16 protein-coding genes are annotated in these 12,774 nt (G+C 72.1%); 3 read left to right on the forward strand and 13 right to left on the reverse strand.

The genetic code is table 11. The features are described 5' to 3' along the window. Window positions 1–4 precede the first annotated feature (4 nt). The 4 genes from ACO1X9_RS05945 to rpsB all read right to left on the reverse strand — a co-directional run bounded on the left by ACO1X9_RS05945 (window position 5) and on the right by rpsB (window position 3,694). Window positions 5–829: a DUF3097 domain-containing protein gene (locus ACO1X9_RS05945; RefSeq protein ID WP_486349911.1), complete on the reverse strand. Its 825-nt coding sequence runs from the start codon at window positions 827–829 to the stop codon at window positions 5–7. After that, the gene (pyrH, locus tag ACO1X9_RS05950) at window positions 826–1,566 is read right to left on the reverse strand and encodes a UMP kinase (RefSeq protein WP_486349912.1); all 741 of its coding nucleotides are present in this window, start codon (window positions 1,564–1,566) and stop codon (window positions 826–828) included. The genes ACO1X9_RS05945 and pyrH overlap by 4 nt, the downstream gene beginning before the upstream one ends. Window positions 1,567–1,791: 225 nt before the next feature. Then, window positions 1,792–2,619: a translation elongation factor Ts gene (tsf, locus tag ACO1X9_RS05955; RefSeq protein WP_486349913.1), complete on the reverse strand. Its 828-nt coding sequence runs from the start codon at window positions 2,617–2,619 to the stop codon at window positions 1,792–1,794. Between the two features lie 52 nt (window positions 2,620–2,671). Further along, window positions 2,672–3,694: a 30S ribosomal protein S2 gene (gene rpsB / locus ACO1X9_RS05960; protein ID WP_486349914.1), complete on the reverse strand. Its 1,023-nt coding sequence runs from the start codon at window positions 3,692–3,694 to the stop codon at window positions 2,672–2,674. 342 nt (window positions 3,695–4,036) lie between these two features. Here rpsB and ACO1X9_RS05965 point away from each other — a divergent pair, with 342 nt between their 5' ends. Together ACO1X9_RS05965 and ACO1X9_RS05970 are read left to right on the forward strand one after the other, a co-directional pair. Beyond that, a complete protein-coding gene (locus tag ACO1X9_RS05965; RefSeq protein ID WP_449055275.1) occupies window positions 4,037–4,870 on the forward strand; it encodes a serine protein kinase RIO in 834 nt (277 codons plus the stop codon). 87 nt (window positions 4,871–4,957) lie between these two features. Beyond that, entirely contained in the window at window positions 4,958–5,443 is a 486-nt protein-coding gene (locus tag ACO1X9_RS05970; protein ID WP_449055276.1) for a M23 family metallopeptidase, read from the forward strand. A gap of 10 nt (window positions 5,444–5,453) precedes the next feature. On the opposite strand, the gene ACO1X9_RS05975 is transcribed toward ACO1X9_RS05970, so the two are convergent. From ACO1X9_RS05975 to ACO1X9_RS06000, 6 genes are read right to left on the reverse strand one after another with little or no spacing between them, the layout of a single operon-like run. Then, on the reverse strand, window positions 5,454–6,362 hold the full coding sequence (locus ACO1X9_RS05975) for a tyrosine recombinase XerC (RefSeq protein WP_449055277.1): 909 nt from the start codon (window positions 6,360–6,362) through the stop codon (window positions 5,454–5,456). 49 nt (window positions 6,363–6,411) lie between these two features. Further along, on the reverse strand, window positions 6,412–7,347 hold the full coding sequence (locus tag ACO1X9_RS05980) for a phosphodiesterase (protein WP_486349915.1): 936 nt from the start codon (window positions 7,345–7,347) through the stop codon (window positions 6,412–6,414). A gap of 59 nt (window positions 7,348–7,406) precedes the next feature. Beyond that, window positions 7,407–8,405: a DNA-processing protein DprA gene (gene dprA, locus ACO1X9_RS05985; protein ID WP_486349927.1), complete on the reverse strand. Its 999-nt coding sequence runs from the start codon at window positions 8,403–8,405 to the stop codon at window positions 7,407–7,409. A gap of 33 nt (window positions 8,406–8,438) precedes the next feature. Next, window positions 8,439–8,579, reverse strand: coding sequence for a hypothetical protein (locus tag ACO1X9_RS05990; RefSeq protein ID WP_486349916.1), 141 nt, complete (start codon window positions 8,577–8,579; stop codon window positions 8,439–8,441). Next, complete coding sequence (locus ACO1X9_RS05995) at window positions 8,576–10,114, reverse strand: YifB family Mg chelatase-like AAA ATPase (protein WP_449055280.1); 1,539 nt, start codon at window positions 10,112–10,114, stop codon at window positions 8,576–8,578. Before ACO1X9_RS05995 ends, ACO1X9_RS05990 begins: the two co-directional genes overlap by 4 nt. A 13-nt stretch (window positions 10,115–10,127) precedes the next feature. After that, complete coding sequence (locus tag ACO1X9_RS06000; protein WP_449055281.1) at window positions 10,128–10,490, reverse strand: YraN family protein; 363 nt, start codon at window positions 10,488–10,490, stop codon at window positions 10,128–10,130. A gap of 113 nt (window positions 10,491–10,603) precedes the next feature. Here ACO1X9_RS06000 and ACO1X9_RS06005 point away from each other — a divergent pair, with 113 nt between their 5' ends. Beyond that, window positions 10,604–10,825: an SCO4848 family membrane protein gene (locus ACO1X9_RS06005; protein ID WP_449055282.1), complete on the forward strand. Its 222-nt coding sequence runs from the start codon at window positions 10,604–10,606 to the stop codon at window positions 10,823–10,825. Window positions 10,826–10,828: 3 nt separating this feature from the next. Here the strand turns inward: ACO1X9_RS06005 and ACO1X9_RS06010 are convergent, their stop codons facing one another. Genes ACO1X9_RS06010 through lepB form a run of 3 tightly spaced genes read right to left on the reverse strand, consistent with a single transcriptional unit; the run spans window position 10,829 to window position 12,687 of the window. Beyond that, window positions 10,829–11,152: a DUF2469 family protein gene (locus ACO1X9_RS06010; RefSeq protein WP_449055283.1), complete on the reverse strand. Its 324-nt coding sequence runs from the start codon at window positions 11,150–11,152 to the stop codon at window positions 10,829–10,831. Between the two features lie 10 nt (window positions 11,153–11,162). After that, window positions 11,163–11,849 (reverse strand): ribonuclease HII, encoded by a 687-nt coding sequence (locus tag ACO1X9_RS06015; protein ID WP_486349917.1) that lies wholly within the window; start codon window positions 11,847–11,849, stop codon window positions 11,163–11,165. A 4-nt stretch (window positions 11,850–11,853) separates the two neighbouring features. Then, window positions 11,854–12,687, reverse strand: a complete 834-nt coding sequence (gene lepB, locus ACO1X9_RS06020) for a signal peptidase I (RefSeq protein ID WP_449055285.1) — start codon at window positions 12,685–12,687, stop codon at window positions 11,854–11,856. Window positions 12,688–12,774: the final 87 nt, after the last annotated feature.

Consider the following 12,774-nt stretch of genomic DNA (forward strand, 5'->3'; position numbering starts at 1 on the left):
GGCGCTACTCGCCGGCGCCGGTGACGAAGTCGATGAGCTCCTCGACGCGGCCGAGCAGCGCGGGCTCGAGATCGCCGTAGCCGCGCACCGTGCCGAGGATGCGCTGCCAGGCCGCGGCGACATCCGCCGGCGTCTCATGCGGCCAGCCGAGCGCCGCGCAGATGCCGTGCTTCCACTCGGTGCCGCGCGGGATCACAGGCCACGCGGCGAGGCCGAGCCGCACGGGCTTCACCGACTGCCAGACGTCGACGAACGGATGCCCGAGCACGAGCACGCCCGGGGCGGCGGCCGCTGCGGCGATCCGGCTCTCCTTCGACCCCGGGATGAGGTGGTCGAGCAGCACTCCCGCGCGACGTCCGGGTGTCGGGCCGAACTCCTTCAGGGCCGCCGCGAGATGATCGGCCCCGTCGAGCAGCTCGACGACGACGCCCTCGACGCGCAGGTCGGCGCCCCACACCTTCTCGACGAGCTCCGCGTCGTGCTTGCCCTCGACGTAGAGGCGGCTCGCCCGGGCGACCCGCGCGCGCTCCTGCGGCACCGCACGACTTCCGGATGCCGTGCGCGCGGTGGGTGCGGGCGCCGCCTTCGGCACGGTGAGGATCACAGGCTCGCCGTCGACGAGGAACCCGCCGCCGAGCGGGAAGGCGCGGACTCTCCCACGTCGGTCTTCGAGCTCGACGATGCCCTTCGCCACGGACACCACGGCGCCCACGTAGCCGTCGACGAGTTCGACGACGAGATCGCGTTCGGCGGGCACCTCGCGGACGACCCTCTTGTCGCGGTCGCGCCAGCCGCCGGCGAGGACATCCTCGCCGTAGCGATCGCTCACGCCGTGACCAGGGTGCCGATCCGGGTGCCCTTGAGGGCCTTCGTGATGTTGCCCGCGGGCTCCATGCCGAAGACGACCATCGGCATCCCGTTGTCCATGCAGAGGCTGAAGGCGGTGGAGTCGACGACCTTGAGTCCCTGCACGAGGGCCTCCTGGTACGACACCTTGTCGAGCTTCTTCGCCTTCGGGTTGGTGCGCGGGTCGGAGTCGTACACGCCGTCGACGCCGTTCTTCGCGACCAGCACCTCGGCGGCGCCGATCTCGAGGGCGCGCTGGGCGCTCACCGTGTCGGTGGAGAAGTACGGGAGCCCGGCGCCGGCGCCGAAGATGACGATGCGGCCCTTCTCGAGGTGCCGTTCGGCGCGCAGCGGGATGTACGGCTCGGCGACCTGCGTCATCGCGATCGCCGACTGCACGCGCACCTGCGCGCCCGCCTGCTCGAGGAAGTCCTGCAGGGCGAGCGCGTTCATCACGGTGCCGAGCATGCCCATGTAGTCGGCGCGGCCACGATCCATGCCGCGCTGGCTGAGCTCCGCGCCGCGGAAGAAGTTGCCACCGCCGACGACGATGGCGATCTCGACACCGCTCCTGTCGTCTTCGTCCCTCGGTGCCGCGGCGGCGATCTCGCGGGCGATGCCGCCGACGATGTCGGGGTTCACGCCGAGCGAACCGCCGCCGAACGCCTCCCCCGAGAGCTTGAGAAGGACCCTGCGACGCTTCTGCTTCTTGGGAGGCACGGTGCCCAGGATATCCCGCCCCGACACTCGCAGCCTGCTCACAGCGGAGGCAGAGCGAGCGCCCGGGATGCGCGACCTAGTCTGGCCGCAGAGACCACGACGACCGCATAACCCCCCAGTGCAACGGTCGTCGGGTCGCCCCGTGAGAACACGGTGAGTGAAGAGAAAAGGGCCGGGACGCACCGCAGGCGTCCCGGCCCTTCTCAGGCGTGCTGAGTGTGTCGCTTACGCGCCGACCTTGAACCGCGCGAAGCCGGTGATGGTGAGTCCGGCATCCTTCGCGACGTTGCCGACGACGAGCTTGTTGTCGCGCGCGTAGTCCTGCTCGAGGAGCGAGACCTGCTTGAAGAACGCGCCGAGGCGACCCTCGACGATCTTCGGGAGGGCGGCCTCCGGCTTGCCCTCCTCGCGGCTGATCGTCTCGACGATGCGGCGCTCGTTCTCGACCTCGGTGGCCGGCACCTCGTCACGCGTCAGGTAGATCGGCGCGGCGAACGAGATGTGCTGGGCGATGCTGCGCGCCGTCTCGGCGTCGTCACCCGTGTAGGAGACGACGACACCGATCTGCGGCGGCAGGTCCTTGCTCGTGCGGTGCAGGTAGACGGCGAACTTGTCGCCGGCGATGCGCGTGACCTGACGCAGCTCGAGCTTCTCGCCGATCGTCGCGGCCTGGTCTTCGATGAGGCTGCCGACGGTGCCACCCGCGGTGGGCACGGCGAGCGCCGCATCCACCGTCTCGGCGCCGGAGTCGGCAAGAGCCTGCACGACCTGCTCGGCGAGCGCGATGAACTTGTCGTTCTTCGCGACGAAGTCGGTCTCGCAGGCGAGCTCGATCATCGTGACGGCCGTGGCCGACTCGACGACCGCGATGAGGCCCTCGCTCGTGGAGCGGTCGGCACGCTTCGCGTTGCCCTTCGCGCCCTTGAGCCGCAGGATCTCGATCGCCTTCTCGACGTCGCCGTCCGCCTCGACGAGTGCGTTCTTGGTGTCGACCATGCCGGTGCCGAGCTTCTCGCGCAGCGCCTTGAGGTCTTCCATGCTGAAGTTCGCCATGGATGCTTCCTAACTCGTGGTTCTTACGTGCGGGTGAATGAAGGGGGCGCGACTACTTCTTCGCGGCCGGCTTCTTCTCGTCATCGGTCGCCTCGGCCTCGATCTTGGCCTCGGTGTCGGCGTCCGACTCGGGAGCGTGCTCGGGGACGATCTCCGGGTCGCCGGCGGCGAGGTCGGCGTCGGCCTTCGCGTCGGCGTCGTTCTCCTCGGTCGTCGCTCCGACCTCGGCCTCGGCGGCCGGCTCCTCGGCAGCGGGCGCCTCGGCAGCGGGGGCTTCGGCGGCGGGGGCTTCGGCGGCGGCGGGCGTCTCGGACGCACCGAGCAGCTCGGCCTCCCACTCGGCGAGCGGCTCGACGGCGGACACGTTGCCCTCCGCGGCCGGCGCCTGGTGACGCTGCACGAGACCCTCGGCGGCGGCGTCGGCGATGATGCGGGTGAGCAGCGCCACCGAGCGGATCGCGTCGTCGTTGCCCGGGATCGGGTACTGGAGCTCGTCGGGGTCGGCGTTCGTGTCGAGGATGCCGATGATCGGGATGCCGAGCTTCGTGGCCTCGTCGACCGCGAGGTGCTCGCGCTTGGAGTCGACGACCCAGATCGCCGACGGCGTCTTCGTCAGGTTGCGGATGCCCCCGAGCGTCTTGTGGAGCTTGTCGAGCTCCCGCTTCTTGATGAGGAGCTCCTTCTTGGTGAAGCCCTTGGTGGTGTCGTCGAAGTCGATCTCCTCGAGCTCCTTCATGCGCGCGAGGCGCTTGGAGACCGTCTGGAAGTTCGTGAGGAGGCCGCCGAGCCAGCGCTGGTTCACGTAGGGCTGGCCCACGCGCTTCGCCTCGTTCTCGATCGTCTCCTGCGCCTGCTTCTTGGTGCCGACGAAGAGCACGGTGCCGCCGTGGGCGACCGTCTCCTTGACGTAGTCGTACGCCTTGTCGATGTACCCGAGCGACTGCTGCAGGTCGATGATGTGGATGCCCGAGCGCTCGGTGAGGATGAAGCGCTTCACCTTCGGGTTCCAGCGACGGGTCTGGTGTCCGAAGTGCACGCCGCTGTCGAGCAGCTGGCGGATGGTGACGACGGCCATGGCCGATCTCCTTGTGTTCTCAGTTGTCCGATCCGCGGCGGATGCCGGGATCCCTGGTGCCCGGGCGCGCATCCGCTCTTCTTCCGAAGAGACCGAGGGATGAGCTGCCGCTGGTCTGCAGCTGACGCTGCTGGGCACGCGAAGTCACCTCCCGAAAGAGGTGCTGGGGGAAGTGTAGCAGCGGAGCGCCGCGAGGAGTACGCTGCCTCCAGCCGCTCCAGGCTCTGGACGAAGGGAGGACCCGATGAACACCGACGCCGTCGTGTCCGGAATCCAGACCCCTTCCCTCGAGGCCGCCGCCTAACCCGTTCCTCCGGTGGCCTCCGATCCGGAGCCACTTCCTTGAACAACTTCTTCGGCGACGACTTCGTCGTCCCCACCTTCGATTTCGCCGACGTCGAACCCGGCGTCGGCCAGCGCTGGTCCACCTGGGCCTCCGTCACCCCGAGCGAGCGCGGCCCGCAGCCGTGGCCCGACTGGGTCGTCACGTCGCGCGACGCGATGGACACCGAGCTCGGCATCCTCAAGACGGGCAAGGAGGCCGACGTGTTCCTCGTCGAGCGCGCCATCCCGGGAACCCCGGGCGTGCTGCTCGCCGCGAAACGGTATCGGTCGGCCGACCACCGCGACTTCCACCGCTCGAGCGTCTACCGCGAGGGACGCGGCATCGAGAAGAAGAGTCGCGACCAGCGCGCCGTCGAACGCGGCAGCCGCTACGGGCGCGGCGTCGCGGCGGTCGCCTGGTCGTACGCCGAGTTCGGCGCGCTCTCCCGCCTGTACCTCCGTGGACTCCCCGTGCCCTATCCCGTGCAGGTGAGCGGCACCGAGATGCTCATGGAGTTCATCGGGTCGGGCACCACGGCCGCGCCGCGCCTCGCGGCCTCGCACGCGTCGGGATCGGAGCTCGCCGACCTCTTCGCGCAGGTCGCCGCGATCGTGCTCGGGCTCGCGGCCGAGGGATGCGCGCACGGCGACCTCTCGCCGTACAACCTGCTCGTGCACGAGGGGCGCGTCGTCGCGATCGACCTGCCGCAGCTCGTCGACGTCGTCGCGAACCCGAACGGGATGGCGCTCCTCGAGCGGGACTGCCGCAGCGTGTGCGACTGGTTCACCCGTCGCGGCCACGCGTGCGACGCGGGCGAGTTGTTCGCGCAGGCGTGCGGCGAGCTGTTCTGAGTCCTCCCCGGTGCGGCACGGGGTCGCCTCTCCCCCGCGCCCTGCTGCGCGCCCTCCTCCCCCGCGGGCGTGCGCTGGGATGCCGTCATGCGGTGGCGGCGGATTCTCGGGGCGGTCGCGGCGATGCTCCTCGTCGCGGCCGCCCCGACGGGCGAGCCCGGGTCCGAGCCGATCTGGTCGTGGCCGGTCGAGGCTCCGCGTCCGATCGCCCGTCCGTTCCTCGCCCCGCCCACGCCGTACGCCTCGGGACACCGAGGCATCGACATCCGCGCCTCCCCCGGCTCCGAGGTGCGGGCGCCCGCCGCCGGGGTGGTGCACTTCGCGGGCTTCGTCGTCGACCGTCCCGTCGTCTCGATCCGGCACGCGGGCGGGGTGCTCTCGTCGTTCGAGCCCGTCGAGCCGCTCGTCGCGACGGGCGACCGCGTCGCGCGCGGCCAGGTGATCGGGATGCTCCTCCCCGGTCGCTGCGCGGGAGGCTGCCTGCACCTGGGCGCGCGGATCGACGGCGGCTACGTGAACCCGCTGCTCTTCTTGGGCGGACTCGAGCATTCGGTGCTCTACCCGCTGGAGTGACTCGCGCTAGCTAGGCGCGCGGATGGGCGAGCCGGTACGACTCCTTGAGCCGCTCCGACGAGACGTGCGTGTAGATCTGCGTCGTCGCGAGGCTCGCGTGGCCGAGCAGCTCCTGCACGGCACGGAGGTCGGCGCCGCCGTCGAGCAGGTGGGTCGCGGCCGTGTGCCGGAACGCGTGGGGCCCCGCGGGTCCCGCGCCGGGGAGGTCGACGAGCAGGTGCGCGACGAGCTCGTACACGGCGCGCGTGCTCAGGCTCCGGCCGCGGGCGCCGAGGAAGATCGTGCCCGGGTCGTCGCGGCCGTCGAGCAGGGCCGCGCGCGCGTCGTCGAGGTACGTGGCGAGCGCCCGTCGGGCCGGGATGCCGAACGGCACGACGCGCTCCTTGCCGCCCTTGCCGAGCACGAGGAGCGTTCTGCGCTCGAGGTCGAGGTCGGCCGTGCGCGCGCCGACGATCTCGCTCACGCGGAGGGCCGACGCGTAGAGCAACTCGACGACGGCGAGATCCCGCACGGCGTTGGACTCCCCCGTCGCCGCGCGGGCGGCGAGATCGTCGAGCAGCCCGTCGACCTGCGGGCGGGTGAGCACGCGCGGCAGGTGGCGATCGGGACGCGGAGCCCTGAGTCGGGCGCCGGCATCCGTCGGGGTCGTGCCCGTCGCGGCGAGCCACCGCGTGAACCCGCGAGCGGCGGCGCTGCGGCGGGCGAGGGTCGACTTCGCGAGCCCCGCGGTCGAGCCGCGCCACAGCCAGCCGCGCAGCAGCTCGAGGTCGACCGCGGAGGTGTCGTCGGCATCCGTCTCCTCGGCGAAGCCGGCGAGGTCGAGCAGGTCGGTGCGGTAGCCGCGGATCGTGTGCGCGCTGAAACCGCGGTCGAGTTCGAGGTGACGGAGGTATCCGTCCATCGCGCCGCGGAGGTCCACGGCACCAGGATGCGCCCTCGCCGGGCCGGAGCCGTTCGGGCGCGCCGGGCTACTCGGGCGCGCCGCTCGCCTCCACCTCGGCGAGGTTGAACGTCGAGTTCTTGTTCGAGAACGCCTCGATGCGCTGCTCGTGCGTGAGTTCGGCGAGGCGGTTGAGCACCGAGTCGGGGAATCCCGACACCGGGCGCGTCTCGTTCACCGGCACGACGGTGTGCAGGATCTGGTCGTCGTAGACGTGCACGAGGTTGACCGACTGCGCGCCGTCGACGCCGAGCAGGCTGCCCGCGGGCGCCGACGCGTCGATCGTGTAGCAGGTGGCCGCCGCGACGGAGACGGGGATGCCGGCGAACATGCCCGACATCGCGTGGTGGAGGTGCCCGGCGAGGATGCCGCGCACGTCGGTGCCGCGCACGACCTCGGCGAGGCGGTGCATCTGCTGGAGTTCGAGGATCGCCATGATCTCGACGGGCGACGGGAGCGGCGGGTGGTGGAGGGCGAGCAGCGTGCCGTCGGGGGCGGGCTCGGCCAGCACGTCCCGCAGCCAGTCGAGCTGGGAGTCGGCGAGCTCGCCGTGGTGGTAGCCCGGCACGGTCGAGTCGAGGGAGATGATGCGCAGCCCGCCGATCAGCTCGACGCGGTCCTGCGGCGCGGTGCTCGCTTCGCCGAAGAGGCCCTCGGAGTACGCCGGACGCTCGTCGTGGTTGCCCATGACCCAGACGATCTTCGCGCCGATCCGTGCCGCGGCGGGCTCGACGATCGAGCGGAGGCGCACGTAGGCGTCGCGCTCGGCGAGGTCGGCGAGGTCTCCCGTGAACACGATCGCCTCGATCGGCAGGTTCGACCGGTGCAGCTGGTCGAGCGCGCGGATGAGCGGCGGATCGGTGTCGACCGCCCCGTAGAGCGCCCGTCCGCCGGCGAGGAGGTGGGTGTCGGAGATGTGCGCGATCACGTGCCGCGCCGGAGGGAACTGGCCCAGTTGCACCATGCGCGCACTCTACGCGTCCCCGGTGTCGCTCCGACCCGAGCCTGGCGGATCGGCGCCCACTACCCCGCCGCACGACGCCACCCGGTCGGCCCCTGAACCACCAGGCCGTCGAGTTCGAGCATCCCGAGCTCGGCGCGCACCGCGTCGACGGCCATGCCCGCCGTCGCCGCGAGCCGGTCGACGTCCTGGCCGGTGCGGCCGAGGGCGTCGAGCACCCGGGTGCGGGCGGGGCTCGACGTCTCCCGCGTCGGGAGGGTCGACGCCGCCGGATCCACGAGTTCGGCCATCTCCTGGGCCGAGGTGACGCACACCGCGTCGTACTCGCGGATGAGGCGGTGGCATCCCGACGACGCCGACGACGTGACCGGCCCGGGCACCGCGCCGAGCGGGCGACCGAGCTGCGCCGCATGACCGGCGGTGTTGAGCGACCCCGACCGCCAGCCGGCTTCGACGACGACCGTCGCCCGACTCGCGGCCGCGATGAGCCGATTGCGTTGCAGGAACCTCCACTTGGTGGGGGCGACCCCGCACGGCACCTCGGAGACGACGGCCCCGCGCTCGACGATGCGCGTGAGCAGCGTCTCGTGCGCGCTCGGGTAGAAGCGATCCACCCCGCCCGCGAGGAACGCCACGGTGGCTCCGCCGCTCGCGAGGGCCGCGCGATGGGCGGCGCCGTCGATGCCGAATGCCGCTCCCGAGACGATCGCGAAGCCCCGGTCGACCAGGCCGCTCGCCGCCTCGATCGTGACGTGCTCCCCGTAGCCGGTCGCGGCCCGGGCCCCGACGATCGCGATCGACCGGTCGAGCCCGCCGAGCAGCTCGGCACGGCCGCGCACCCAGAGTGCGGGCGGCGCGTGGTCGCCGAGGTCGTCGACGCCGACCGGCCACTCGGGGTCGCCCGGCACGACGAGCCGTGCCCCGAAGCGTGCGCCCTGCCGGAGGTGCAGCGCGGTGTCGAGGGTGCGCAGCCGGGGCTGCCAGCGCGCGACGGCATCCTCGAAGGAGCCGCCCGCGACGTCGGCGAGCTCGGACGCCGAGGCCGCGGCGGCGAGGTCGATCGCCCGCGCCGCTCCGACGGCGGCGACGAGGCGTCAGGCGTCGGCGTCGCCGGGTTCGGCGAGCCCGGTCCAGCGCGCCCGCGCGTACCGGTCGGCCAGCGCGTCGCGATCGTGGTCGGGGCGCGTGACGGCGCGGACGAGGCTCGCGAGCTCGGATCCGGGTACGCGCGTCATGCGGCGGCCCTCCGCAGGAGCAGGGCGCGGCCGACGTGGCTCGCGTCGGGGCGGGCGGCCTCGTCGAGGTCGGCGAGGGTCCAGGCGAGGCGCAGCACGCGGTCGTAGCCGCGCATCGTGATGCCGCCGCGCTCGAGCGCCCGGTCGAGCGCCGCGGTCGCACCCCGGGCGGGGACTCCGGCGGGCGACCGCAGCCAGGTGCCCGGCACCTCCGCGTTGAGCCGCCACGGCGTCGCCGCCAGACGTCGCCGCGCCACCTCGCGCGCGCGAGCGACCCGGCGTCGGGCGACGCCCGAGTCGATGCGCGGCGCCTCGTCGGCCGTGCGCAACTGCGCGGCGGTGATGCGGTCGACGCGCAGCCGGATGTCGACCCGATCGAGCAGCGGACCGGAGAGCCGTCCGAGGTAGCGGCGCTGCGCGAACGGCGTGCAGATGCACTCCTGGTCGCGCGACCCGGCGTTGCCGCACGGGCAGGGGTTGGCGGCGAGCACGAGCTGGAACCTCCCGGGGAAGCGGGCGGACCCGGCGGCCCGCGAGATCGTGATGACGCCCGACTCCAGCGGCTGCCGGAGGGCATCGAGGGCGTGCGGACTGAACTCGGGCGCCTCGTCGAGGAAGAGCACGCCGTGGGCGGCGCGGGCCGCGGCACCCGGCCGCAGCACCCCCGACCCTCCGCCGACGATCGCCGCGGGAGAGGCGGTGTGGTGCGGCGTCTCGAGCGGCGGCCGCACGCGCAGACGCTCGCCCACCGGCATCCCGGACAGCGACCGGAGCGACGAGACCTCGAGCGCCGCCTCGACGCCGAGGTCGGGCAGGATGCCGGGCAGTCGGCTCGCGAGCATCGTCTTGCCGGCGCCGGGCGGTCCGAGCAGGAAGAGGTGGTGGCCGCCCGCCGCGGCGACCTGGAGCGCCTCGACGGCATCCCGGTTGCCGACGATGTCGGCGAGGTCGCCCTCGTCCCGCGCGGCGTCGGGCGGCGCGGGCGGCAGCAGGAGCGGCTCGACGTCGATCGGGTCGAGGTCGGCGCCGTGCCAGATCGCCGCGTCGCGCACCGATCCGACCGGCACGATCTCGACGCCGTCCACGAGGGCGGCCTCGGCGGCGTTGCCGGCGGGGACGAGCACCGTGCGGAACCCCGCGCGGGCCGCGGCGAGCACGGACGGCAGGATGCCGGGCGTCGGCCGGAGGCGTCCGTCGAGCGCGAGCTCGCCGAGATGCACGACGCGGTCGACCGACGACGACGGCACGACGCCGTCGGCGGCGAGGGCGGCCATCGCGATGCCCAGATCGAACGCCGTGCCGTGCTTGGGGAGCGCCGCGGGCGAGAGGTTGATCGTCAGCTTGCGGGAGGTGATCGGGCATCCGGCATTCGCCGCCGCGGCACGCACCCGCTCGCGCGCCTGCCCGAGCGCGAGGTCGGGCAGCCCGATGAGCACGAACGCGGGGAGGTTGTTCGAGATGTCGGCCTCGATGTCGACGACGGTGCCGTCGAGACCGAGGAGGGCGATCGCGTGGGTGCGGGCGACGTGCGGCATCAGGCGGCGCCCATCAGAAGATGCCCTCGAGGTGCTCGATCGTCGCGGGGGCGTCGCGCGGGACGATGACGCCGATCGCGTCGACCCTCAGTCGCTCGACGCCGCGCACCGGACCGCGGTCGCGCATCCAGGCTGCCGCGAGCCGCCGCAGGCGCGAGAGCTTCCCGGGCGTGATCGCCTCGAACGGATGCCCGTACCGGGTCGAGCTGCGGGTCTTCACCTCGATGAAGACGAGGGCGGCGCCGTCGCGGCCGACGAGGTCGATCTCGCCGTCGGGGCAGCGCCAGTTGCGGTCGAGGATCTCGTAGCCGCGCGCGACGAGCGCCCGTTCCGCGATGCGCTCCCCGCGCCTGCCCAGTTCGTCTTTCGCCGCCATGCGACGAGGATCGCGGGACGGGAGGGCTCCCGGAGATCACGGAGCGCGGTCGGCGGAACGGCCCCGCGGCGTCGGGGTGGGGAGGACGCGGCTCGAGCCGTCAGGATGGGAGGGTGATCCCCGCCCTCGCCGGCCTGCTCCTCGCCGGAGCGGCCTTCAACATCCTCACCTGGCCGTTCTTCCTGCGCCGTGTCGCGAAGGACCCGCGGGCCCGCGACGCGCAGGGGAAGCCGACGACGTTCCTCGTCGTGCACATCGTGCTCGTCGCGATCGGGCTCACGCTCGCCGCGGCGTTCATCCTCGCGGCGATCGCGGCCCTCACCGGGAGCTGGTGAGGCTCACTCGTCGAGCGCGAGCTCCTTCGGGAGCTTGAGATCCTGATCGGCCCGCTCCTCGACGTTGACATCTTTGAACGTCAGCACGCGCACGCTCTTCACGAAGCGGTCGGACCGGTAGACGTCCCACACCCACACGTCGCTCATCGTGAGCTCGAAGTAGAAGTCGTGCTCGGTGTCCTTGCGCTCGAGCGTGACCTCGTTGGCGAGGTAGAAGCGCCGCTCCGTCTCGACGACGTAGCGGAACTGTCCGACGATGTCGCGGTACTCCTTGTAGAGGGCCAGCTCGACCTCGCGGTCGTAGTCCTCGATGTCGTCGTCATCCATTGCGACGAGTCTAGCTAGCGACCGCCGGGTCGAGGTCGAAGAGTCCCGGCTGCTTGAGCCAGCTCCAGCGGTGGAGGGCGCTCGCGCCGTGCGTCGCGATGCCGGCGTAGTGCTCGGCCGACGCGTACCCCTTGTTGCTCGTCCAGACGTAGCCCGGATGGACGGCATCCCGTTCGATCATGAGGCGGTCGCGCGCGACCTTCGCGAGCACGGACGCAGCGGCGACGGCCGCGCACGAACGGTCGGCCTTCACCTTCGTCGTCACCCGCAGCGCCCCGCGGTACGAGTCGCCGAGCGCGGGCGTGAGCCAGTCGTGGGATCCGTCGAGCAGCACGACCGCGCCGATGAGGTCGACGCCCTCCTCGCGCACGGCGTCGAGGGCGCGCTTCGCGGCGATACCGAGGGCGGCGATGATGCCGATCTGCTCGATGCGCTCGTTCGACGCCATGCCGACGGCCGCGTGACGACTCCAGCGGGCGACCTTCGGCTGCAGCTCCTCGCGGCGGGGCTCGGCGAGCAGCTTCGAGTCCTTGAGTCCCTCGGGCGCGGTGCGGGTGGCGAGGTCGACGACGCTCAGCCCCACCGCGACGGGGCCGGCGATCGCGCCGCGACCCACCTCGTCCATCCCGATCACGAGCCGCGCGCCCTCACGCAGCAGCGCGCGTTCGAGCCGCAGCGTCGGAACCGTCGACACCATCGGATCAGCCCGTCGGGGTCGGCGTCGGCTCGGGCTGCGGGGTCGAGGTCTCGGAGGAGCCCTCCTCGACGCCCGAGAAGACGATCGGATAGTTGTCGAGCCAGGTCCAGCGGTCGATCGGCCAGGAGATGAGGATGGCCCGGCCCACGACGTTGTCGAACGGCACGAAGCCCTTGCCCGGCTTGTCCTGGTTGTACCGCGAGTCCTGCGAGTTGTAGCGGTTGTCGCCCATGACCCAGAGCGAGTCCTCGGGGACGGTGACGTCGAAGTCGTCGCGCGACACCTTGGTGGCTCCCGGGCTCAACAGCACGTAGGGCTCCTCGAGCGGCACGCCGTTGACCATCATCTGTCCGAACTCGTTGCAGCAGGCGACGTTGTCGCCCGGCAGGCCGATGACGCGCTTGATGAGGTGATCGTTCGAGTCGGGCGCCGTGAGGCCGATGATCGACAGCAGCCAGTCGAAGAACGCGACGACCGGGTTCTGCTCCGGCTCGGGCTCCGGGTCGAGCCAGCCGCCCGGGTCGCGGAACACGACGATGTCGCCGCGCTCGATCGGCATGAGGTTCGGCACGAGCTCGTTCACGATGATGCGGTCGTTGACCTGCAGCGTGTCCTGCATCGACTCCGACGGGATGTAGAACGAGCGGATCAGGAACGTCTTGATGAGGAACGAGATGACGACCGCTGCGACCAGGATGACGGCGACGTCGCGCAGGAACGCCTTCCATCCGCGCAGCTTCTTCCGCTTCGGGCGGGTCTCCGCGACGCTCGCGGTGTCGCCGGAGGCCGTGGTCGGCCGTCGGTCCGGGCGCTCGGGCAGCGCATCCTGATTCGTCATGTCACCCCTGGGTTCCGGATCAGCATAGGCGGGGAGCGCGCCGGGAAAGCACGACGCGCGCAGCCTCGGGAAACGAGACCGCGCGCG

The sequence above is a fragment of the Pseudolysinimonas sp. genome, from assembly GCF_057350545.1.

Bases quoted from the DNA above. Each gene is read 5' to 3' on its own strand.
- tsf (WP_486349913.1), bottom strand. From the start codon at position 2,619: ATGGCGAACTTCAGCATGGAAGACCTCAAGGCGCTGCGCGAGAAGCTC.
- rpsB (WP_486349914.1), bottom strand. From the start codon at position 3,694: ATGGCCGTCGTCACCATCCGCCAGCTGCTCGACAGCGGCGTGCACTTC.
- ACO1X9_RS05970 (WP_449055276.1), top strand. From the start codon at position 4,958: ATGCGGTGGCGGCGGATTCTCGGGGCGGTCGCGGCGATGCTCCTCGTC.
- ACO1X9_RS05980 (WP_486349915.1), bottom strand. From the start codon at position 7,347: ATGGTGCAACTGGGCCAGTTCCCTCCGGCGCGGCACGTGATCGCGCAC.
- ACO1X9_RS05990 (WP_486349916.1), bottom strand. From the start codon at position 8,579: ATGACGCGCGTACCCGGATCCGAGCTCGCGAGCCTCGTCCGCGCCGTC.
- ACO1X9_RS05995 (WP_449055280.1), bottom strand. From the start codon at position 10,114: ATGCCGCACGTCGCCCGCACCCACGCGATCGCCCTCCTCGGTCTCGAC.
- ACO1X9_RS06000 (WP_449055281.1), bottom strand. From the start codon at position 10,490: ATGGCGGCGAAAGACGAACTGGGCAGGCGCGGGGAGCGCATCGCGGAA.
- ACO1X9_RS06010 (WP_449055283.1), bottom strand. From the start codon at position 11,152: ATGGATGACGACGACATCGAGGACTACGACCGCGAGGTCGAGCTGGCC.
- ACO1X9_RS06015 (WP_486349917.1), bottom strand. From the start codon at position 11,849: ATGGTGTCGACGGTTCCGACGCTGCGGCTCGAACGCGCGCTGCTGCGT.
- lepB (WP_449055285.1), bottom strand. From the start codon at position 12,687: ATGACGAATCAGGATGCGCTGCCCGAGCGCCCGGACCGACGGCCGACC.